Here is a 22,413-nt window from a genome sequence, read left to right on the forward strand (position 1 = left end):
CGGTGAGGATTTCACCCATGACGCGCCTCCTGCCGTTTGGTGGTGGTTGTCTGAACAACACCCCTCTACCACTCGGGAGGTCAGGCGCGTCACCCTTCTTTTCCGGTCACCCTCCAGCCCTTCTGGTGAATAAGGCGGGATCAATGCATCGCCCGAACAACTAGAAAAATTGCAACTCCAACTGGATCGAGCGATTGCGATCGGAAAGGAATGGCTCGGCGAAAAGCACGTTGCGGTGTGCGCACTGCGCAACGGCGTGGCTGTTCACCACGGTGGACTTCCACGAGCATTTTTGTCAGAAGTAGAGTCACTGCTAAGCTCTCGAATTCTGAAAGTCGCGCTCGCCTCGCCGACACTCGCGCAGGGCATTGACCTTTCTTGCAGCGCTCTAATCCTTCGATCCCTCTACCGTGGATCGCGAAAAGTCAAAAAAGGCCAAAAATTCATCACAGAACCTCTCACAATTCCCCCTGAGGAATTGGCCAACGTCATGGGCCGTTCCGGAAGAGCATTCGTAGACCTTGATGGCCTTACCATCTACCCAATCTTTGACACCAAGCCGACAGCGCTAAAAAGGAAGACAGGCGAATTCACCAACCTGCTCGCCGCATCACGCTCCCGCCAACTGAAAAGCGGTCTCGTTGAACTGGTAGGGGAATTAGCCTCTCGGCTCCGCAAGCATCTGATGAATGACTGCTCATGGGAGGATCTTGAAGAATACATCCTGAATACCACAAGTTTTTGGGAAGAAACGAATAGCAGCACAGCAATTCCGTGGTACAGCCGAGCAGCCGAAGGTGCTAACGAGGACAACAAAAAAGAGGGCGATGAGCACAACGAGGAGGATGACGGTCAGGAGATTACCGGCACACAACTGCTCGACGACCTCGATATGGCCATCTTCGCCTCCGTGGAGCAGTTGGACTGCGCTCCCGAAAACGTCGCGGAAGAACTAGATGCAGTACTTAGTAGCTCGCTTTGGCGGCGTCACATAGAACGCGAACAATCATCTCTGCAAGGCGCGCTTGACGCACTTCTAAAAAATCGCGCGTTATGGCTATGGGAAAAAACCAACACCGAACAGCGGCGTGCGTTCTTCTCGGCTGGCGTGGGCTACAACGCTGGAAGCCTGCTCGATGCCAACATTGCCGCTCTCGCGGAGAAACTAGAACTCGCGGACGCTACTTTAGCAGGTGGCGACATTGAGGCCGCAATAGAGAACATACTCTACCTCACTCGCTTCTTCATGCAGGTACCAACCTTCTCGACTTCGACAAAGGAGAGACCAGACAAATGGGAGACTGTCGTCGGCGATTGGGTACGCGGCACTGCACTTGGCTCAATGGTTGACAAACATGGAGACAGGTGCATCAGATTCATTCAAGATGGAATCGTCTACCGAATGGTTTGGGCCGTTGAGGCTGTTCGTGCCCATGCCGTGACCTACGACAAGAAGTTCGCCAAAGTCCTGTCCGGCCATACAGCTCGAACTTTGACGTATGGTGTCCCATCGCTTCAGGCCGCGCTACTTCTCCAAGGAGGTCTCCCCTCCCGAAATATGGCTTTGCGGCTTCTCGCCGATATGCCGGGCGACTTCTCAAATGCAGATGGCCTCAAGGACTGGCTTGCTCGTATCAGTCCTATCGTGAGTGCACAAGGCTACTGGGAGGACCCAGGTGAGCGCGTCATTTGGAACGAGTACCAGAAGGACCTCCATCGGGAAGTCAATCTTGAGTGGCACTATACCGAGGAATCTTTAGAGGTTGAGTGGGTGAACGACAGTCTCGTTCCCGAACTGAGTACGCCGCTCCGACTCATTCGCGAGCCCACTGGTTCGAACCTGTTAGTTTGTTCACCCGACCTGCATGTGATAGGAAGAGTGCGCAGCAATTGGCCACGACATTTAGAATCCGATTGCATATCGGCGAGGACTGATAGCTCTGGCCACATCATTGCTGAATGCTTCGGACCTAGACGGCTATGATCCCAAGCACGCACTCATCAACACTGGAAATCTTCTAGTAAATTCATTTCAGCATCTGCTTTTTGCCATCGCCATCCCGTTGCCAACAGGAAAATGGATGGTACTTTATAGCGCCCCTTGAACCTGCTGCTCCTCCAGGACTCCGACTTCCTCCCCGATGGCACCGTCCAGATGACGGGCCGACGGGCCCAGCACGCCCGCGAGGTGCTCCGCGCCGAGCCCGGTGAAACGCTGCGCGTGGGCAGACTCGGTGGGCTCGTGGGCACCGGCGAGGTGCTGGAGAACACCCCGGGCCTGCTGCGTCTGCGCGTCTCCCTCACCGACCCGCCTCCCCCGAGGGCCGGCGTGGACCTGCTGCTCGCCATTCCCCGCCCCAAGGCCCTCAAACGCGTGCTGCCGGCGGTGGCCCAGCTCGGCGTGGACAGAGTGGTGCTCGTCAACGCCGCGCGCGTGGAGAAGAGCTACTTCGACTCCAAGGTGCTGGCCCCCGGCTTCGTCGAGGAGCTCCTCCTCCAGGGCCTCGAGCAGGCCCGCGACACCCGGCTCCCCGAGGTGCTCATCCGCGAGCGCTTCCGCCCCTTCGTCGAGGACGAGCTGGATGCCCTCTTCGGCACCGAGGCCCTCCGGCTCCTCCCCCACCCGCCCGCGTCCCAACCCCTGCACCGGGTGGGCGTCCAGACGGCACCGCGCGTGATGATGGCCGTGGGACCGGATGGCGGCTGGGTACCTTTCGAGGCCGAGCTGCTGGAGGCCCACGGCTTCCGGCCCTTCTCGCTCGGCCCGCGCATCCTCCGGGTGGAGACGGCCGTCCCCGTGCTCCTCGGTCAGCTCGCGCTGCTACGGGAGGACGCCGCGCGCACGGCATAGGAGCGTCGTGGCCGTCCGGAGGCTGTCCAGGCGCGGCAGCAGCACGCCCGCCCTCACGGCGAGGAAGGCCCCTTCCGCCACGTCGAGCGCCGCATCCGCCTTGTCGGGCGCGTCCTCCAGCCACCGCTCCGCCAGGGCCAGGTTCACCAGCCCCACCTGCAACACGTTGCCCGTGGCCTCGGCCAGCGCGAGCGCTCGGGCCAGGTGCGCCGCTCCCTCCTCCCCGGGCACCAGCGGCGCCAGCGCGCGGCGGGAGAGGATCTCATCGAACGGATTGGCGAGCACCGGCTCCAGGGAGCGCCGCAGCGCTGCCTCCGCGGCCTCGCGTGCGGCGTCCGGACGGCCCTGGGCGAGCTCGAAGCGCGACTCGTAGACGCGCACCAGCGTCTCCATCCGGAAGTCCCCCGCGCGCGCGGCCTCCAGCGCCCTGGGCAGCGACTCGCGCGCGGCGGCCGCGTCCTCGAAGAGCACATCCCGGCACGCCGAGTACACCCGCACGTACAGCTTCAGCCAGCGGTCCCCGGGCAGCACCTGGGAGAGCTGCTCGCCCTTGGCCACCACCGCGGCCACCAGCTCGTGCTCGCCGCGCTCCAGGTAGTAGGGCGGCGTGTAGATGGCGAGGTTGCGCTCCGGCAGGCGCGGGTGGCCCAGCAGCCGGATGAGCTCCTGCTTCTCGCTGAAGGGCGGCACGAAGGCGGTGGCATCGCCGATGAAGGACGCGCGGACGATCTGCGACTGCAGGTGGTAGATGCGGATGTCGGTGAAGCCGTAGGTGTCCGCCACGTCGAACCCGTCCTGCGTGGCCAGCTCGTCGAGCGGCTCACCGCGCAGGGCAAGGTTCATGTTCAGGAAGTAGCAGCCCATGCCGAGCGCCCACGCCAGGCGCCGGGGCGGATGTGTCACCGCGTCGCGCAGGGCCCGCAGCCGGTCCACCTCCGCGCGCTGCGCCTCCACCACGCCCGCGAAGCGCCCGGTGTGAGAGCTGAGCGCGCCCCTCGCGATGAGGGCCCCGGAGCGGTAGGGCGACTCCACCGGGTGCTCGGCCTGCACGCGCTCCAGCAGCGCGTGGAACTCCGCCGTGCGGCCCATGATGGCCATCGCGATGCTCTGCAATATCTGAAGCTCCGCCTGCTTCCAGAACACGTCCGCGGGCGCCATGCGCGCCTCGAGCGGAATCTCCCGGATGACGCGCCGCAACGCCTCGTGGCGCTCGGCCTCGGGGGCCGCGGATGCCTCCGCCAGTCGAGCCAGCGCCTCCCGCCGGCCCGCGCCCAGGTCCACCGTGGCCGCCCAGTGGGCGAAGAGCTTCTCCGCGTAGAGCAGCGAGGTGGGCGGATCACTCACGTAGCCGATCTCGATGAGCGTCACCCAGGTGCGGATGAGCTGCTCCATGCGCTCGGGCGTGCGGGGGCCCGTCTCCAGCAGCGCGGCGGCCTCCTTCAACACCAGCGTGGCATCCAGCAGGGCCTTGGCCTCGATGGAGGCCTGCCCGGCGCGCAGCAGCGGGAGGACGGCGCGCTGCGGCTCGTTCGAGCGGGTGAAGTGGTAGCCCACCGCCCGCGCCACGCCCGGCCGGTTGCCTCCCAACTGCTGGAGGATCTCCGCGATGCGCCCGTGGTGGGCCCGCCGCGCCACCTCCGGAGTGCTCTCGTGCAGCGACTCGTGCACGGTGTCGTGGGTGAAGACGCAGCGGCCCTCCACGCGCTGGAGGAACTGCCGCTCCACCAGCTCGTCGAGCGCCTGGAACAACTCCACCTCGGGCAGCTCCGCCAGCGCGCGCACCAGGGGCAGCTCCAGGCTGCGCCCCGCCGGAGCCAGCCGCCGCAGCAGCGCCACCCGCTCGGGGGGCAGGGTCGCCAGCCGCGCCAGCACCGTCTCCTGGATGCTCCCCGGCAGCGCGCGCTCCTCCAGGTTCTCCACCGCGCTCCAGCGGCCGCCCACCCGCCGCAGGGCGCCCTCCTCCACCAGCATGCGCAGACACTCGCTGGCGAAGAAGGCATTGCCGCCGGTGGTGGCGTGCAGCCGGGCCACGAAGCCCGCGGGCACGTCCAGCCCGGGCAGCACCAGGCTCACCAGGTCCTCGAGGTGCATGGCCGTCAGCGGCGAGAGCTCCAGCCGAGAGGTGAGCCCCTCGTCCACCGTCTCGAAGGCCAGGCTCAGCCGGTTCAGCTCGTTGGAGCGGAAGGTGGCCACCACCATCCCGCGCGTCTGGTGCAGCGCGCGGATGATGACATTGAGCACCTCCAGCGACGCGGCGTCCGCCCACTGCAGGTCCTCGAGGCACAGGACGAAGGAGCACTGGTGGCCCAGCGTCTGGAGCCACTCGGCGAGGGCCCCGAAGACGGCCATCTTCTCCGCGCCCGCGTCCCGGAAGGTGGGCACCGGCCCGGTGGCGAGCGACGGCACCAGCTTGCCCAGCAGGGGCCCCAGCCGCTCCAGCAGCTCGGCCGGGGTGCGCGGCACCAGCATCCGCAGCGCCTGCCCCACGGGAGCCAACGGCGCCAGGCCCTCCGCACGGCAGTGCCCCACCCCAACGGGGATCTCCGCGAGCTGGGCCTGCAGCTCGAGCTCCTGCAACAGGCGCGACTTGCCCACGCCCGCGGGCGCTCCCAGCAGCACCGCGCGGGACTCGCCCTCTCCGGCCTTCTGGAGCGCCCGCAGCAACAGCTCCAGCTCCGCCTTCCGCCCCACCACCTCCGGGACGTGCAGGTAGCTGGCGCGAGCCGCCAGTGGCTCCTCGGGCAGCGGCTCCCCGCTGGCGTGGCACAGCGCCGACAACAGCTCGGAGGCATCCTGGAAGCGCTCGCGGGGGTCCTTGGCGAGCAGCACGAGGATGATCTCCTCCAGGTGCGGATCCACCGGGCAGATGCTGGAGGGCCGCGGCGGGAGGCGGGTGAGGTGGTCCGCGAGCAGCGAGGCCGGGGTGTCGCGCTTCTTGAAGGGCAGCTGGCGCGTGGCCAGGAAGAAGGCCATCACCCCGAGCGAGTACAGGTCCGCGCGCCCGTCGATGCTGGCGCCGCGCTGCCACTCGGGGGCGAGGTACTCCAGGGTGCCCTTGAGGCGGCCGGAGCCCGGCGTGCCCAGCTGGTGCATCACCCCGAAGTCCATCAGCTTCACCGCGCCGGAGCTGGTGATGCGCACGTTGCTGGCCTTGATGTCGCAGTGCACGTAGAGGCGCGAGTGGATGAAGGCCAGCACCTGCGCCATCTGGATGAGGATGCGGTAGAGGGTGCGGGTGTCGAGCACCTGCTCGCGCGCCAGCCGGCTCAGGTCCTGGCCGTCCACCGCCTCCATGGTGATGTAGCGGTGGCCCGACTCGGTCAGCCCGCAGTCGAACACCTTGAGGGTGCCCGGGTGCTGCAGCCGCTTCATCGCGAAGAACTCGTGGCGGAACATCAGCACGAGCTCCTCTATCTTCGCGGGGGGCAGGCCCGCGGGCAGCTGCATCACCTTGAGCGCCACGCGGCGCTGCTCCTGCTCGTCCTCGGCGAGCCAGATGCGGCCCATGCCGCCCTCGCCCAGCTGCTCGCGGATGAGGTAGCGGCCCGTCACCCGCATTCCCGGCTCCAGCGAGCGCCGCTCGGCGATGGCAATGCCCGGGAGGGTGATGGGTGTGCGGTTGTCCAGCGAGCCCAGGGTGCCGCTGGAGAGCAACCCCCGGCTGCTGTCGATGACCGCTGTCTGCTCTTCGTCGCTCATCACGAGGCCGCACGTCCCCCGGCTCACGGGAAGCCAGGGACACGAGGAATAACACGATTCAGCGGGAGAGCGAGCACCACCGTGGGGCGGACACTGCGCGGAAGACCTGGTGCATCGGGCTTGAAGGGGCGTGATGGGTTGTTGAAGAGTCACTCCCATGGCGAAGAAGACCCCCACCAGAGCCCAGGCCGTCGCGGTCACCGCGCAGGAGCAGGTGCCCGAGCAGCAGCCCCTCGTCACCCCCGAGTCCGAGTCGAAGGCGAAGCCCGCCGGACATGACTCGGTGGCGCCCCCCGCCCTGCTCGACTTCATGATGCAGGGGTGGAAGCCCCAGGCAGGCAAGCCTCCCCCGAAGATGAAGCATGCCGAGGTCTTCGAGGGCCGGCGCCGGGAGCTGTCCAAGCTCTTCCCGGGCGAGACGATCGTCATTCCCACGGGCCACGAGAAGGTGCGCGCCAACGACACGTATTACCGCTTCCGGCCGGGCACGGACTTCTACTACCTGACGGGCAACATGGAGCCCGACTGCGTGCTGGTGCTCCAGCCGAAGGAGGGCGGTGGCCACACGGACATCCTCTTCGTGGAGCCCAACCCGGGCCGCAGCGACTCCACCTTCTTCACGGACCGCATCAAGGGCGAGCTGTGGGTGGGTCCGCGGCTGGGCGTGAAGGAGAGCCAGGCGCGCTTCGGCGTGCACGAGGCCCGCGGCCTGCCCGAGCTTCCGGGCTTCCTGGAGGGACTGAAGGGCGCGGCCGTCATCCCCACGCGCGTGCTGCGCGGCATGTCCGCCCAGGTGGATGGCGCGGTGACGGAGCACGCCGAGCGCGACAAGCAGCTGGCCACGGCGCTGTCCGAGATGCGGCTCATCAAGGACAAGCTGGAGGTGCGCGAGCTGGAGACGGCCATCGACTCCACGCACCGGGGCTTCGAGGACGTCATCCGCCGGCTGAAGGCGGCCCGGAACGAGCGCGAGGTGGAGGGCGTCTTCAACCTGCGCGCGCGGGTGGAGGGCAACGACGTGGGCTACGGCACCATCGCCGCGGCCGGCCACCACGCCTGCGTGCTGCACTGGACGCGCAACGACGGTGACATCAAGAAGGGCGAGCTGCTGTTGCTGGACGCGGGCGTGGAGGGCAACAGCCTCTACACGGCGGACATCACGCGCACGCTGCCCATCTCGGGCAAGTTCTCCAAGGAGCAGCGGGAGATCTACGAGCTGGTGCTGGAGGCGCAGAACCAGGCGATCGCCGCGGTGAAGCCGGGCAACGACTTCATGGAGCCCAACCGGGCGGCCATGAAGGTGCTGGCCGAGGGCCTGTACGAGCTGGGCATCCTCAAGACGACGCCGGAGGAGGCGCTGAAGGAGGAGCACCAGTTCTACAAGCGCTACTCGCTGCACAACGTCAGCCACATGCTGGGCCTGGACGTGCATGACTGCGCGCAGGCGCGGCAGGAGGCGTACAAGTACGGCAAGCTGAAGGCGGGCATGGTGCTGACGGTGGAGCCGGGCCTGTACTTCCAGAAGGACGACCTGACGGTGCCGGCGAAGTACCGGGGCATCGGCGTGCGCATCGAGGACGACGTGCTCGTGACGAAGACGGGCTGCCGCGTCCTGTCCGAGGACATCCCCCGCGAGCCGAGGGACATCGAGGACTGGATGAAGCAGATCTGGAGCGAGAAGCGCTAACGCTTCGGCTGCGGGCCGCGGTCGTAGCACGCGAGCAGCAGCCGGGCGCGGTCGGGCCCTGGGCGATGACCCCAGGGCACCCCCACCGGCACGCTCGAGAAGTAGGACTGCAGCTCGCCCACCTGCGCGCGCGACACGAGCCCCTGCCGCTTGAGGAGCTGGATGGACGCGCAGTCCGCCCCCTCCTCGCCGGGGTTCTCCCCGGGCCCCGCGTGCGCGCACGCATGGCCGAACCAGAAGAGCTGCACCTTCGGCGGCAATCGCGCCAGCAGGCCGGGGTTGTACTCGACGTGCGCGGGAACGCCGGGCCACCCGGAGAACCACAGCCCCACATCGGCGAGCGAGGTGTTCGGCACGAAGGCCACCGGCTCGCCCCGCGAGGACGTGCAGGTCATGGGCACGCCCGCGATCCGGGGGTGGTACGGCGTCGCGGCCTGGGCTCGCGCGAGGCCGGGAAGACCCACGAGCACCGTGAGCACCAGAAGGGTCGAGCGCATCCTCACCCCGCGTCCACCTTGAACTCGCGCGGCGCCGTGGAGTCATCGGGCGTCACGGTGAAGGACAGCCGGCCGATCTCCCGCCCGTCCTCGGTCTCCATGGCGACGCGCCAGTCACCGGGCCGAGGATTCGTCACGTACGCGAACGTCCGGAAGCCCCGCTCGCGCCCGCCCTGCTCCAGGTACAGGTCGTCGTAGGCGTGGAACTGCGTCCAGCCCTTCTCGGGGTCGTCGTAGTACCAGCGGATGACGAGCCGCGTCCCCCGGTCTCCCGCGCGCTGGGGCTTGAAGCTCGTGGGGGCGAAGACGCTGGCGAAGAAGTACACCCGGTCGCCGGAGCGCGCGCGGAAGTCCTGGTCCCCGCGCTCCCACAGCCGCCACCCGGCGCGCTCGTGGAGCAGCCGGTAGTCCTTGCCCCTGGGGCCCTTCACCACCTCCACGCCGTGGTAGATGCCGCTCGAGAGCATGGAAAGGGGCACCGGGGGAATGGCCCGCAGCAGGTACAGCGCGACCAGCAGCCCCTGGATGCCGAGCCCCGGCAGCGCCACGTGCCGCAGCGTGCGCCGCCGGTCCCCGCTCCACAGCCCCACCAGCAGGGTGATGAGCAGCGTGGCCGCGCAGGACAGGCCCACGGAGGCCATGAACAGCGTCCCGCTGTAGTAGCCGAGCACCACGGGCAGCAGGTACGCGCAGTACGAGGTGAGGCAGAAGCTGAAGAGCCCCACGCGCACCACGGGCCCCAGCGCCCGGAAGCGCGGCAGCTCGTTGGCCACCAGCAGCCCGAAGACGGCCGTGAGGAACAGGAACGCCGTCAGTCCGGACGCGCTCTTGAAATAGAAGAGGGTGTAGGGGCTCAGCAGGCCGCCGAGGAAGAAGTGCAGCGCGTCCTCGCGGAAGCGCCACACCCGGGCGAGCCACCGGGGCGGCTCCGCGTCCCAACTCCAGCGCAGTTCCACCAGCAGCAGCAGGCCCAGCACCCCGAGGAACAGGCCCTGCTTGGTGAGCACGAGCCAGTTGTCGATGCGCCGCAGCGTGGCGATGTCGTAGGCGAAGCTCGCGAAGAAGAAGAGCGCCAGCTCCCACTTCGCATGGCGGGCCCGGAAGTCCCGCACCCGCTGCTTCAGGGTGGGTGTCTCCTCCGCCAGCACCTCGGACGGGACGTGGACGGCGGGCGCCTCGGAGACCACGTAGAGCGGGACCCCGGGCCCAGGCGTCTCCCGTACCGGCTCGGGGGGAGCCGCCGTTTCCTGTGGAGGAGATGTCTCGATCGCCACGTCCCCGGATTGTAGGGGAGCCGCCTCGGGATGTCCCTTCCTGGCTCCCTCGGGGAGGGGGAAGGCCGGCCGCCATCCCGTCCAGCGGTCGGCCGGGCCACCCGAGTCCCATCGTCGAGCGCGTCTCCAGGAGCCACGGCCGGGCCCTGTCCTTCCTCCCCCCCCGAGGCAAAGGACAGGGCCCGGCGTGTCTCCCCCCCCCCCACTGCAGGCCGTGGGTTTACCGGCTTGAATCCTCCAACGGCCAGCACCCGCCCATCGCGCAACAGGTGGGTGGCTCCATCTGGCTGCGTGCACGCGATGATGCTCCTTGGACGTGACTGGAGAGATGTGCGTGAGTGAGCAATCGACGTGCCGCCACGGACGCCGCCGGGGAAGACGGTGTCTCCAGCGAGCCTGGACCCGGACAACGGGCCCGGAGGGCCGCCAACTGCATCCACCTGGAGCCACCTCCCCCGCCGCACTGCCTCCACTCGGATTCAGCGAGGCGCCCTGGCGCCGGGCCGCATCACACCTTGGCCGTCCCGCCCCGCCCCACCTATACTCGGAGTATGGGTGAGGCCCGCCCTGGGCGCGTGTCTCCGAGGAGTGACCGCGACCCGGTGTGAAGCATGTCTGCCGCGAACGAGAGAACCGCCACGGCGGGCGATGAGCAGATGGCCCGGAAGGAGCCGTGCCCGCTCGGCCCCGGCGACGTCGTGGCCCGGCGCTATGCCATCGAATACCCGCTGGGAGAAGGGACGTTCAGCTGGGTGCTGGCGGCGCTCGAGCTGACGGGGGCGCCTCCCAGACGGGTGGCCCTCAAGGTGCTCCGGCCCCACTTCGCCACCCACCCGGACGTCGTGCACAGGTTCGAGCAGCGGGAGCTGGCGCTGCTGTGCCGCGTCCAGGCCATCGGCCCCTCGCCCCACGTCGTGCGCGCCCTCGAGCCCACCCTCGTGCGGCACGCGGGGCTGCCCTGCCTGGTGCTCGAGTTCATCGACGGCCCCTCCCTGCGCGAGCGCCTCGATGCGGGCCGCTTCGAGCCGGACCAGGTGAGGCGGCTGGGCGTGGGGCTCGCCCGGGGGCTGGCCGCCATCCACGCCGCGGGCGGCGTGCACCGGGATCTCAAACCCTCCAACGTCCGGCTGCGCGGTGGCCACGAGCCCGTCATCGTCGACCTCGGCATCACCCGGGCACTCTGGGAGGGCTGGGACTCCTCCACCCCCGGGCTCGCGCCGATGACGCCCCGCTATGCGTCTCCCGAGCAGCTCGCCGGCCGCGACGCCGGTTACGCCAGCGACATCTACTCGCTGGGGGTGCTGCTGCACGAGCTGCTCACCGGAGACGTGCCGCACGCCGGAGAGGCGCTCGCCCGGGGACGGGACGAGCTGTTCGGGTGGGTGGCGCGCTGCCTGGAGCGCCAGCCCGAGCGGAGGCCGACGGCCCACGAGCTGGCCACCGCGCTCGCCACGCCCTCCCGCCCCCGGCGGCGTCCAGGGCCGCCGTGGGGCCTTCCGGGTGCGCTGCTGCTGTTGGGGCTGGGAGCCGCCGTGCTCTGGCGCGCCCCACCGGCTCCGGCCCCTCGCCCGCGCCCGGTGGCGGGGGCACCCTTCGCCCCGGACCTGACGGGCCCCGCCTGGAGCCGGAATCTGGGAAGCACCGGACGGCGTCAATACATCCACCTCGCGTCCGGGGCCCGCGGGGACGTGTTCGCCGCCGGGGCCTTCCAGGGGAGCCTCGACTTCGGCCTCGGGCCGCTGGTGAGCGCGGGCAACGACGATGTCTTCGTGGCCCGGCTCGCCCCGGATGGGCGGCCCCGCTGGAGCCGGCGCTTCGGCGATAGCGGGGTGCAGCAGGCCACCACCCTCGTCGTCGATGCCGAGGAGCACGTCTTCATCGCCGGACACTTCGTCGATGCCCTGGACCTCGACGGCCACCCCCTCTTCAACCCCGCGGGCTCCGACGTCTTCCTCGCCCGCCTGTCCCCGGACGGACGGACGCAGTGGAGCCGCCGCTTCGGCGACGCCAGTGAGCAGCACGCCGTCGCCCTGGCCGCCCACCCCGGGGGAGGCGTCGTGCTGGCCGGAAACTTCCGGGGCGCCATCGACTTCGGCCCGGGAGCGCTCGTCAGCCAGGGCCACACGGATGTCTTCCTGGCGCGCTTCTCCCCCGAGGGCCAGCCCCTGTGGAGCCACCGCTTCGGCGACGCGCGGAGCCAGTCCCCCCTCACCCTCGCCGTGGATGCGTCGGGCACCATCGTCCTCACCAGCGCCACCGAGGGCGGCCCCGGGCCGGGTGGACAACCCCCGCCCGGCGCCCCGGAGGCCTGGAGTCATGTCGTGGCCCTCTTCGGCGCGGACGGGCGTCACCTCTGGAGCCAGCGGCTCGACGGCGCGGGAAGCGGGGCCCCGGCGCTCGCCACCTTCGACGCACAGGGGCAGGTCGTCGTCCTGCGGCGGGAAGCAGAGGCTCCCGGCGCCGGGCCCGGACTGTCCGCGCACTGGTTCACGTCCTGGGGCCATCCGCTGCGGCGTCAGCGGCTCGACGGCCTGGAGCGGGCCTTCCCCGCGAGCCTCTCCGCCGCCCCGGAGGGCCGGCTCGTGGTCACCGGGACGCTCCGGGAAGGCGGGGGGGAGATGGATCTCTTCCTGCTCGAGCTCGAGCCGGACGGGCGCATCCTCGCGCTCCGCCACGGCACGGGCCCCGGCCAGCAGGTGCCGCGGAGCGTGGCCGTGGACCCATGGGGCCGCATCCTCCTCGCGGGGACCTTCGAGCGGACCCTCGCGCTGGAAGGGCCACCGCTGACGAACACGGGAGAGGCGGAGCTCTTCATCACCCGGCAGAACCCGTCCTCCCCGCACGAGTCCGGGCAGCGCCGGTGCCTCCCCCCACCCGCCGGGCTGGTGGCCTGGTACCCGCTCGACGCGCCGGACCCGGGCGCCGTGCTGGGAGCCGCCCTCCCCGGCCGCACCTCCGGCGCCTCCCGCACCGTGACGGGCCGGGTCCGCGACGGGCTCGCCCTGGACGGCGGCTACCTCGAGGCGCCCGCTTCCGCCGCGCTCGACTTCGGCCGCGGTGCCTTCTCCGTCAGCGCGTGGCTGCGCACCACCGATACCCGCGAGATACGGGTGGTGCTCGACAAGCGCCTCGAGCAGGAGGACACCGCCGCGGGCCCCACGCGCGGCTATTGCCTGTTCCTCTACCGCGGCCGGCTGAGCTTCCAGCTCGCGGATGGACAGGGCTCCGGCCGGTGCAGGATGCACCCCTCCGTCTCCTGCACCAACTACTGGTCCGGGCACTTCGTCGCCGATGGCGCCTGGCACCTCGTCACGGTGACGGTGGACCGTCTGGCGCCCGACGGAGGGACTTTCTACGTCGACGGCCGGGCCGTGGCCCGGTTCGATCCCACCCTGCGCTCCGGAAGCCTCGACAACGGCCGGCCCCTGCGCCTCGGCAGCCGCTCCTCCAGCGAGACGGGCCAGTGGAACGGCCACCTCGACGAGGTGGCCTTGTGGAACCGCGTCCTGACGCCCACCGAGGTCGCGCTCCTGTACCGCGCGGGGGGCGAGGGCCTGTGCCGCGGCGCGAGCACGCCCCGTCAGTCCTCGCCGCCGCCGCGCAGCCCGTGACGCTTCATGGCCTGCTGCATGAACTTGCGCCCCACCCCCGCCAGCGCGGCGGCGCGCGAGACGTTGCCGCCCGTCTCCTTCAGGGCGCGCTCGATGTACTCCCGCTCGTAGGCCTCCGCGACGCGCTGCCGCCCGGAGAGCAGCGGCTCGGAGAGATCCACCCCCAGCGCGCCGGGAGCAGGGCCCGCCCTGGCACCGGGCTCCGCGGGCTCCGGGGGGCCGAGCGCATGGGCGCGCTCCACCGCGTTGCGCAACTCCCGGACGTTGCCCGGCCAGCTCTGCTCACAGAAGGCATCCACCACGCTCCCGGGCAGCGGCGTGCGTCCCTTCTCGAAGTGCCGGACGAGCAGCGGGATGTCCTCGAGACGCTCGCGCAGGGGCGGCATCCGCACGGTGATGACCGCCAGGCGGTAGTAGAGATCCTCGCGGAAGCGGCCCCGGTCCACGTCCTGGAGCAGGGAGCGGTTCGTCGCGGCGATGACCCGGACGTCCACCCGCCGCGAGCCGCTGCCGCCCAGGCGCCGCACCTCGCGCGACTCCAACGCGCGCAGCAACTTGGGCTGCAACTCCAGGGGCAGCTCGCCCACCTCGTCCAGGAAGAGCGTCCCGCCGTGGGCCTCCTCGAAGACGCCCGGGCGCTCCACCGTCGCGCCCGTGAAGGCGCCCCGCATCTGCCCGAAGAGCGCGCTCTCGATGAGCGAGGGGGCCACGGCGGAGCAGTCGAAGACGACGAAGGGCCCCTCGGCCCGCGGGCTCTCCTGGTGCAGGCCGATGGCGGCCCACTCCTTGCCGGTCCCCGTCTCGCCCTCCAGCAGCACGGTGACGTCCGTGGGAGCGGCCCGCTCCAGCAGCGAGAACACGCGGCGCATGGCGATGCTCCGGCCGAGCAGCTGGCCAAAGGCCTCGCGGGAGGAGATCGGCAGCTCCACCACGTCGGCGAGCATGCGCAGGCGCAGCGTCGTCCCGCCCAGGGTGATGAGTGAATCCGGCCGGGCGTAGGCATCGCGCACCTGCGTGCCATCGATGCACGTGCCGTTGCGGCTGCCCGCGTCACTCACCCGGAGCGCATCCTTCTCGATGCGCAGGTACAGGTGGAGCCGGCTGACCGTCGGGTCCGTCAGGACGAAGTCGCAGTCCCCGCCGCTCCCGATACTCACCGAGAGCCCGGGAAGCTCGGCGCTCCTGCCCGCATCGGGCCCCTTGACGGCCTCGATGCGGATTCTGTGGGACCGCAGCTTGAGCCGCCCGGTCCCCTCTTCCATGGGATTCGTTCCCTCCTCCGCCCTCACGCGCCCCAGGCTCCTCTGGGCACCCGGCGGGTCCCCCTGGACGAATACGCCGGACTCACGGCGCCTTGCCGGCGATCATCTCCGCCAGCTCGCCGCGCTCTTCCAGCTCCATGAGGATGTCCGAGCCCCCCACGAACTTCCCGTTGATGAACACCTGGGGAATCGTGGGCCAGTTGCTGTACTCCTTGATGCCCTGGCGCACCTCGGGGTCCGCCAGCACGTCCACCGTGTGCACCTGCCCGTGCTGCTGGAGGATCTGCAACGCACGCGCGGAGAAACCGCACTGCGGGAACATCGCGTTGCCCTTCATGAAGAGGACGATCTTGTTGTTGCGCACGGCCTCGTCGAAACGCGCCTTCAACTCGGGAGTCATCATTCCATTACCTCGTCAGCGATTGCCGAACTTCTTCCACTGTTCGGGCGAGTAGGTCTTCAGGGCGAGCGCGTGCAGCTCGCCGGTCTTCAGCCAGTCCTGCAGCGGCGCATACACCAGCTGGTGCTGCTCCACCATGGACTTGCCCGCGAAGGCGGGGCTCACCACGCGGGCCTCGAAGTGGTCTCCGGTCCCCGTGGTGTCGCGCACGTCCACTTCCGAGCCGGGCAGCGCGCCGGCAATCCGCTCGCGGATGGCATCTGGATCAAGCATCAGTTCAGTCCCTTCCCCTTCAAGAGCATCGCGGGATCCACGGCCATGCTCTTGAGCGTGTTCTCCCAGAGCATGCCAGGGTCTCCCTCCAGTACGGGCCGGGCGGAGGCCTCGGCATAGAGCCAGGAGCCCGAGGAGATCTCGCTCTCCAGCTGCTGGGCGCCCCAACCGGCATAGCCCAGGCAGAAGCGCAGGTGGGCCGAGGGATCCTTCAGCAGGGGTCCGAGCGTGTCCAGCGTGAGGCTCAGGAAGAGGCCGGGAACCACCTCGTGCTTCTCCTCCACGGTCTCGACGTTGTGGAGGACGAAGCCGCGGTGGTTCTCCACGGGGCCGCCCATGAAGACGGGCTGGTTCACCCGCTCGGGGGCGATGGCGAGGGACTGGTTCTTGGCCAGCTCCCCCAGCGTCAGCGAGGCCCCGCGGTTGATGATGAGACCCATGGACCCGCCCTCGCCGTGCTCGAGCATGAGGATGACCGAGCGGCGGAAGTTCGAGTCCGTCAGTTGTGGCATGGCCACCAGGAGGCCAGGAGCGAGAGTCTGCACAGAGGGAAGTGTCGGCCCTTCCCCCGCTCCGCGCAACCGAATCGTACCCCTCCTGGACTGGAGGCCGGAGGGGTGCTCGCTCAGTGCCAGCTGGTGTGCCGGGACTGGAGCGCCTGGGCGAGCTTCTCCGGGGCCAGCGGCTTGCCGATGAACAGATCCGCGCCCAGCCCCTTGCACTTGCGGGCCATGGACGCATCGCTCATGGCGCTCACGCCGATGAGGACGGCCTGGGGGAACTTCTCGCGCAAGCGGGCCATGAGGTTGGTGCCACTGCGTCCCGGCAGGAAGACGTCCACGATGGCCGCGTCCATGCGCTTGTTGCGCACGGCGAACTCGGCCTCCTCGGCGCTGCCCACGGGGAGCGGGGCGTACCCCCACTGGGTGAGCAGCTCCACCAGCAGCTCGCGGTGGGCCGGGTCGTCCTCGACGATGAGAACGGTGCCCCGGACGGGCTCCAGCTTCAGGCTGTCTTCGTCCCGGGTCTTGGAGCGGGCGTGACCCGTGGCGATGGGAAGCTCCTCGTTGACGATGGACATGGCAACCTTCGTGGGATGGGGGTTCGTGTGGTTCCAACGTCCACCGCACTGCCCGCAATTCCACACTCGCCACGTACGGAAGGGCGAACCGCCGCTCCCCTCAGGCGCGGCGCGTCCCTGCCCCGAGTGCCTGGGAGGAGAGCGAGGCGCCGAGCACGAGGAGCACCAGGAGCCCCCAGGCGGGCAGCACCACGCGGGCGCCGCCCTCGTAGATGAGGGCCGCGTAGCTGGTGCCGAGGTAGCGGCCGAGCGACATGGGCTCCATCCGGGCGATGCCGAAGAAGCTGACGGTGGACTCGGTGAGGATGGCGGTCGGCAGGCGGCTGAGGAAGACGGCGAGCACGAAGGGCCGCAGGGCGGGCCAGAGGTGGACGCGCAGCAGGTGCCAGCGGCCGGCGCCCAGGGCGCGCGAGGCGGCGATGAACTCCTGGCCCTCCAGGGTGGCCAGGCGGTTGCGGAACATGCGCGCCGGGCCCGCCCAGCCCACCAGGGCCAGGGACACCACCATGAGGCCGAAGGGGCCCAATCCGCCCGCGTGGCCCGCGTCCAGCACGGACTGGCCGGCGAGCTGGAGCACCATCACCACCAGCACGTCCGGCAGCGCGAAGACGGCGTCCACGGCACGCAGCACCCAGTGCTCCACCGTGCCGCCCGCCGCCCGGGCGCTCATGGCCACGCCGAGCCCCAGCACGGTGGACAGGGCGCCCGCGGTCAGGCCGATGGCCAGGGAGACCCAGAGGCCGCCGAAGGCCAGCTCGCACACGGAGCGGTCCGGGTGGGTGGGGTCCATGCCCAGGGGACAGGTGTGGGCGAGCGCCTCGGGGAAGACACGGCCGGCGAGCCAGCTCGCGAGGCCCAGGCCCACGAGCAGCACGAGGCCCACCCAGGCGCGCGTGGGGATGCGGTGGGCGCTCATGAGCGGGCCTCCCGGGCGCGAGGGTCCACGAGGAGCCGCACGAGCTCCACGGCGAGGCCCACGAGGACGAGCAGCGAGGCGAAGACGGTGGTGGCCACCACGACGACGGCCACCTGCTTCTGCAGCACGGCGAGGACGTAGAGCTGGCCGAAGTACGGCAGGCCGAAGACGCGCTCGGCGGCGAAGGAGCCGGCGAGGAGCGCGGTGGCCACGGGGCCCACGGCGTCGAGCAGCGCGGGCAGCACGTTGGGCAGCACGTGGCGCCACAGCACGGCGCGCGGGGACAGGCCCTTGCCGAGGGCGGTGCGCACGTAGTCGCGGGCCAGCTCGGTGTCGAGCGCATCCGCCACCAGCGTGCCGAGGAAGATGCCGGGCCAGACGGAGATGACGAGCGCGGCGCTCAGCTCGGGCAGCAGGTGGCCACGCTCCACGACGGCGGGGGCGAGCAGCAGCGCGGGGATGAAGACGGGGGTGCCGAAGGCCGCTGCGGGCAGCGCGTCACCGAGCACGGAGAGCCGGCTGCGCCGCCAGCGGGCCCGGAGCAGCGCGAAGGCCAGGGCCCACCCGAGCGCGAGCACCAGGGCCACGAGTCCCACGCCCACGCTGCCGGAGAGCTTCCACAGCAGCTCGTCCCCGGTGATGCCCTGGGCGCTGGTGCCCAGGCGCTCGCCGCGGAAGAGCTTCTCCCAGGGGCGGAGGAAGCCGAGCGGCTGTCCCAGGCCGAGATCCCTCCGGTAGGAGGCGAGCACTTCGGGAGCCACCTGGCGCTTGGCGTCGTCGGCGGTGGTGAGGGGCAGCGCGGCCATGAGGAAGTAGGACGCGATGGCGACGATGGGCACGAGCACCAGCTGCCGGCCGAGACGCAGGAGCGCGGGAGGCATGGCTCAGTGCACCTCCGCGGGGGCCGGGCCCAGCCGCAGCTCGCGCAGGGAGAGGAAGTTGAAGGGGTCCACGTCCACGCCGCGCAGGGAGGCCCGCGTCCGGAAGTAGCGGTCCGGGTGGTAGAGCGGCGCGATGACGGCCATCTCGTCGAGCAGCACCGCCTGGGCCTGGACGTAGAGGGCGCGCGAGCGGGCCTCGTCGGGCTCGGCGTCGGCCTCGTCGAGGAGCCGCTCGAAGCGGTCCATGGGCTCGCCGCCCTGCTGCGTCTCCCAGCCCGTCTGGTGGAGGCCGGTGCGCTCGAAGAGGGTGAAGAAGGTGTTGGGGTGCGCGTAGTCGGCGCCGAGGCGGCGCAGGTAGAGATCGTAGGCGCGAGGACCCTCGGCGGAGCGGCGGGCCACCTCGGCGGAGAAGTCCGAGCGCGCATCCAGCGTCACCTTCACCCCCACGGCGGCGAGCTGCGCGGCGAGGCGCTCGGCGATGGCCACCTCGGGCACGAAGGAATCTCCCGAGCGGTAGACGAGCCGCAGCGGCCGGTCCAGTCCGGGGACGTTGGCGAGCTCCGCGCGGGCGCGCTCGGGGTCGAAGTGGGGCAGGCGCGCGGCCTCCTCGGGAGAAGCGGCGCCGGGCAACTCGGGCGGGAGGAGGACGTGGCTGGGACGAGCGGCGGGCAGCAGCCCCTTCATGAGGGCCTCGCGGTCGATGGCGCGGGAGAGGGCGCGGCGCACCTCGGGCCGGTCGAGCGGGGGGCGCTCGGTGTTGATGGCGAGGAAGTAGGTGGAGAGGAGCGGCTCGCGCTGGAGGTCCTCCGGGCGGCGGCCCTGGAGGGCCACGGCGCTGTCCACGAAGACGAAGTCCACGCGGCCGCGCTCGTAGAGGGCGGGGCCGATCTCGGACTTCAGGAGGGTGAGCACGGGCGCCGGGCGCTCACCGGGGGCGAGCGGCGGCTGGAAGGCGGAGTGCGGGTTGTGGACGAGCCGCACGCGCTCCCCGGCGCGGTCCCAGTTCTCCACGCGGTAGGGGCCGAGGGCCAGGGGGTGGCCCTCGCGAGGCCGGTCGAAGTAGTCGCGCACCTGCTCCTCGGTCTTGCCGGCGAGCACGGCGGAGGGCGCGGGGAAGAAGAGGTACACGTTGGCGAGGCGCGCGAGGAAGTAATTGCGCGGGCGGGCCAGGGTGACGCGGAGGGTGTGCGGGTCGAGCGCCTCGACGCCGGTGCGAGCGAGGGCGGCCTTCAACTGCTCGGGGGGAGCGCCCTTCTCCTGGAGGTCGAGCACCTCATCGGATCCGGCGAGGTCGGCCAGTTCTCCGCGCTCGCGGCCCTGGAGGGCGCGGTGCCAGCCGATGACGAAGTCCTGGGCGGTGAGGGGGGTGACACCATCGGACCAGTGCACGTCCTGGCGGAGATGGAAGGTGTAGACCTCCTGGCCGGTGGCGGTGCGGGAGCGCTCCCAACGCTCGGCGAGCCCGGGCTGGACGGAGTGGTCCGGCGCGAGCGTGGTGAGCCCGCGCTGGGTGGCGAGCATGACGGGGTAGTTGGCCCAGCTATGGGGGTCCGAGTAGCTCCAGTCGAGCGTGGTGGGCATCGCGGGGACGACGACCTTGACGCCAGGGTCGGGCTGGAAGCCACAACGGCAGCCTCCGGCCACGAGGACCAGGACGAGCATCAAGGCGAGTCGGAACGAGCGCGGAGCCACGGAGGCGGGGTTGTACCGCGCCCACAGTGCGGCATGCGACCACCGAGCGAGGAAACACCCTCACCCTAGCCCTCTCCCTCTGGGAGAGGGCCGGGGTGAGGGTCTACCCCTGGGACGAACAGGCCCTCAGTATCGGAAGACGAAGAACCCCTGCTGGTGCGCGAGCAGCAGGAACTCTCCCGCCAGCTCCATGTCGAAGGTCACCGACGTGGGGTAGCGCTTCACCGGTATCTCGTAGTGCCGCTCCACCGGCTCCTCGGGCTTGCTCAGGTCATGGTCGCGCAGGAGCCCGTTGTTGGCGGCCACGATGAGCTGCGAGCCATGGAGCAGCATGCCATTGGCATTGACCCCCGAGCCGTAGCCCGGAGACACGACCCGAGGCGCCGCCGGGTCCGCCACGTCGATGACGGCGAAGTCCCCCACATCACCGACCGAGCCGTACAGCCACCGGCCCTCGTACAGCACCAGGTCGCTCATCATCGGGACCTTCACGCTTCCGAGCGTGCGCAGCCCCCCCTCCAGCGAGACGATGGTCAACCCATTGGCACCGCCCGCGTACAGCTTCCCTCCCGCGAGCAGGATGGACTGCGCATGGACTGGCGTGACGGTCTCCGGGAAGCCGGGCGCCAGCGGATCCGACACATCCATGCGGCGCACGCCCGTGTCGTGGTTGGCGAAGTAGAGCCAGTTCCCGTCGAAGACGAGCTGGCCCACCCCGGTGCTGCCCACCTGGACCGCGGAGATCTGCCGGGGCGGAGTCCCCTCCTCGTACGCGAAGAGCACCACGCGGGAGCCATGGCCCAGCGCCACCAGCCCCTTCTTCACGGCGAGGTGGTTGCTGCCCTGCGGAGACTGGGGCTCCACACGCGCGCTCGCCACATTCTCCGCGTCGAGGCCGGAGTGGAGGCGGTACACCTGGAAGCCATAGCTGTCGCGCACGAAGGCGAGGTCCTCGAGCACCTCGACGTCGAAAGCGGAGCCCGTGGGCGAGGACGAGGTCTTGAACGACGCGAGCTCCTCGAGGGCCGTCAGGTCGATGGGCTTGGGCCCGCTCAATCCGCACCCGGAAAGCAACACCACCAGCCCCCATCCACTCCAGAAGCGAGAGGCGCTCATGGCTCGGTCTCTCCGCACCGGGGGCACTGCGTCGACGAGGGCACCAGCTTCCACAGGCCCGTGTAGCTGTCACTGCTGTCCCACAGCCAGATGCCGTCCTTCTGGTCCATCTGCAGGTGCAGCACGCGAGGCAGCCCGGTCACCACCGTCACCCACTCGGTCTGCGCGGCGCCGGGGCGGTGGGCGAGCACATGCCCTTCTCCCCCCACCTGCTCGGTACGCATCACCACATAGGCGTTGCCCTTGCGGTCGACGACCAGGCCCTGGGCCCTGCCGAAGTACGACTGCTCATTGATGGGCGAGCGCACCACCGCGCGCTTCGTCAGCCGCCGGTCGCCCGGCCGGAACGAGTACAACTCCACCTCGTCGTTGGCCATGGCGATCGTCAGCGTGCCATCCCCGGCGAGCCGGATGCCCCCATGGACGAGGCGCGAGCTCACCCCGCAGGAGCCGAGCTCGCGCGTGTCGCAGTCGAACAGCTTCGTCGCGCCCGACAGGTCCGTCGGGAGCTCGAAGATGCGCGAGCCATTGGTGGCATAGAGCTTCCCATTGGGATGCAGGACGGCGCTCGCGATGACCGTCCCCATCCCGAAGCTCGGCTCCGTGCCGGCAATCTCCTCCCACGCCGACGCTCCCGGCGCGAGGCGCAGCAGCCGCGACTGCGGGTAGGCGAGCTTCGACACACCGAGCACCGTGCCGTTCTCCGACACCCACAAGGGCAGGACCGGCGTGCCGTCCACCCACCTGGCCAATGGCGTGGCCCCCTCGTCGGTGATGCCGAGGTAGACGGGGCGGTCCCCGCTGAAGGCGTAGCCGATGAGGCCCACCCCCTCCACGAAGCCGAGGAGATCCTGCGGCGTGACGGCCAGCTCGCGCCGCACCCAGACCTGGGTGTCCTCCTCCAGCGACCCCTCGAGCTCCCACAACGCGCTGGACGAGCTGGAGGACATGAGCACGAAGGGACGCCCCTCGGGCGAAACGGCGAGCGCGCCCAGGCCGCGGGCGCCCGGTGGAAACCCGATGTTCACCGCCTTGAGCGCGCCCGGATCGCGTGCATCGCAGCCAGCGCCTCCCACCACGAGGAGCCCCAGGAGCAACGAGCGGACGAAGAACGAAGCAACCCCATGCAGCGGGGTGGAGGAAGTCGAAGGTGAACGATTCATGAAGCCACTC

At 70.0% G+C, this 22,413-nt stretch carries 17 protein-coding genes; 4 read left to right on the top strand and 13 right to left on the bottom strand.

Annotated elements, in window-relative coordinates; all coding sequences use genetic code 11:
- The first annotated feature begins 169 nt into the window (after window positions 1-169).
- Entirely contained in the window at window positions 170-1,984 is a 1,815-nt protein-coding gene (locus tag VFZ09_RS29860; RefSeq protein WP_329731097.1) for a hypothetical protein, read from the top strand.
- A 117-nt stretch (window positions 1,985-2,101) separates the two neighbouring features.
- The gene (locus VFZ09_RS29865) at window positions 2,102-2,851 is read left to right on the top strand and encodes a 16S rRNA (uracil(1498)-N(3))-methyltransferase (RefSeq protein WP_329731098.1); all 750 of its coding nucleotides are present in this window, start codon (window positions 2,102-2,104) and stop codon (window positions 2,849-2,851) included.
- Here the strand turns inward: VFZ09_RS29865 and VFZ09_RS29870 are convergent.
- Window positions 2,822-6,550 (bottom strand): protein kinase domain-containing protein, encoded by a 3,729-nt coding sequence (locus tag VFZ09_RS29870; RefSeq protein WP_329731099.1) that lies wholly within the window; start codon window positions 6,548-6,550, stop codon window positions 2,822-2,824. The genes VFZ09_RS29865 and VFZ09_RS29870 overlap by 30 nt on opposite strands.
- Window positions 6,551-6,707: 157 nt before the next feature.
- Here VFZ09_RS29870 and VFZ09_RS29875 point away from each other — a divergent pair, with 157 nt between their 5' ends.
- Window positions 6,708-8,237, top strand: coding sequence for an aminopeptidase P family protein (locus VFZ09_RS29875; RefSeq protein WP_329731100.1), 1,530 nt, complete (start codon window positions 6,708-6,710; stop codon window positions 8,235-8,237).
- Here the strand turns inward: VFZ09_RS29875 and VFZ09_RS29880 are convergent.
- Window positions 8,234-8,734: a hypothetical protein gene (locus VFZ09_RS29880; RefSeq protein WP_329731101.1), complete on the bottom strand. Its 501-nt coding sequence runs from the start codon at window positions 8,732-8,734 to the stop codon at window positions 8,234-8,236. The genes VFZ09_RS29875 and VFZ09_RS29880 overlap by 4 nt on opposite strands.
- Before the next feature lie 2 nt (window positions 8,735-8,736).
- A complete protein-coding gene (locus tag VFZ09_RS29885) occupies window positions 8,737-10,008 on the bottom strand; it encodes a DUF2914 domain-containing protein (protein WP_329731102.1) in 1,272 nt (423 codons plus the stop codon).
- Window positions 10,009-10,619: 611 nt separating this feature from the next.
- Here VFZ09_RS29885 and VFZ09_RS29890 point away from each other — a divergent pair.
- Window positions 10,620-13,619, top strand: coding sequence for a protein kinase domain-containing protein (locus VFZ09_RS29890; RefSeq protein ID WP_329731103.1), 3,000 nt, complete (start codon window positions 10,620-10,622; stop codon window positions 13,617-13,619).
- Here the strand turns inward: VFZ09_RS29890 and VFZ09_RS29895 are convergent.
- From VFZ09_RS29895 to VFZ09_RS29940, 10 genes are all read right to left on the bottom strand, one after another.
- Entirely contained in the window at window positions 13,589-14,881 is a 1,293-nt protein-coding gene (locus VFZ09_RS29895; RefSeq protein WP_329731104.1) for a sigma 54-interacting transcriptional regulator, read from the bottom strand. The two genes, VFZ09_RS29890 and VFZ09_RS29895, sit on opposite strands and share 31 nt — an antisense overlap.
- 82 nt (window positions 14,882-14,963) lie before the next feature.
- The gene (grxD, locus tag VFZ09_RS29900) at window positions 14,964-15,281 is read right to left on the bottom strand and encodes a Grx4 family monothiol glutaredoxin (protein WP_329731116.1); all 318 of its coding nucleotides are present in this window, start codon (window positions 15,279-15,281) and stop codon (window positions 14,964-14,966) included.
- A gap of 15 nt (window positions 15,282-15,296) precedes the next feature.
- Window positions 15,297-15,554, bottom strand: a complete 258-nt coding sequence (locus VFZ09_RS29905; RefSeq protein WP_329731105.1) for a BolA family protein — start codon at window positions 15,552-15,554, stop codon at window positions 15,297-15,299.
- A complete protein-coding gene (locus VFZ09_RS29910) occupies window positions 15,554-16,099 on the bottom strand; it encodes a YqgE/AlgH family protein (protein WP_329731106.1) in 546 nt (181 codons plus the stop codon). The genes VFZ09_RS29905 and VFZ09_RS29910 overlap by 1 nt, the downstream gene beginning before the upstream one ends.
- 80 nt (window positions 16,100-16,179) lie before the next feature.
- Window positions 16,180-16,635 (bottom strand): response regulator, encoded by a 456-nt coding sequence (locus VFZ09_RS29915; protein WP_329731107.1) that lies wholly within the window; start codon window positions 16,633-16,635, stop codon window positions 16,180-16,182.
- 100 nt (window positions 16,636-16,735) lie between these two features.
- A complete protein-coding gene (locus VFZ09_RS29920) occupies window positions 16,736-17,551 on the bottom strand; it encodes an ABC transporter permease (protein ID WP_329731108.1) in 816 nt (271 codons plus the stop codon).
- Complete coding sequence (locus tag VFZ09_RS29925; protein ID WP_329731109.1) at window positions 17,548-18,432, bottom strand: ABC transporter permease; 885 nt, start codon at window positions 18,430-18,432, stop codon at window positions 17,548-17,550. The genes VFZ09_RS29920 and VFZ09_RS29925 overlap by 4 nt, the downstream gene beginning before the upstream one ends.
- A 3-nt stretch (window positions 18,433-18,435) precedes the next feature.
- Complete coding sequence (locus tag VFZ09_RS29930; protein ID WP_329731110.1) at window positions 18,436-20,094, bottom strand: peptide ABC transporter substrate-binding protein; 1,659 nt, start codon at window positions 20,092-20,094, stop codon at window positions 18,436-18,438.
- Between the two features lie 156 nt (window positions 20,095-20,250).
- Window positions 20,251-21,240: a hypothetical protein gene (locus tag VFZ09_RS29935; RefSeq protein ID WP_329731111.1), complete on the bottom strand. Its 990-nt coding sequence runs from the start codon at window positions 21,238-21,240 to the stop codon at window positions 20,251-20,253.
- Window positions 21,237-22,403: a hypothetical protein gene (locus VFZ09_RS29940; protein ID WP_329731112.1), complete on the bottom strand. Its 1,167-nt coding sequence runs from the start codon at window positions 22,401-22,403 to the stop codon at window positions 21,237-21,239. The genes VFZ09_RS29935 and VFZ09_RS29940 overlap by 4 nt, the downstream gene beginning before the upstream one ends.
- Between the last annotated feature and the right edge of the window lie 10 nt (window positions 22,404-22,413).

The organism is Archangium sp. (assembly GCF_036277355.1).
Taxonomy (GTDB): Bacteria; Myxococcota; Myxococcia; order Myxococcales; family Myxococcaceae; genus Archangium.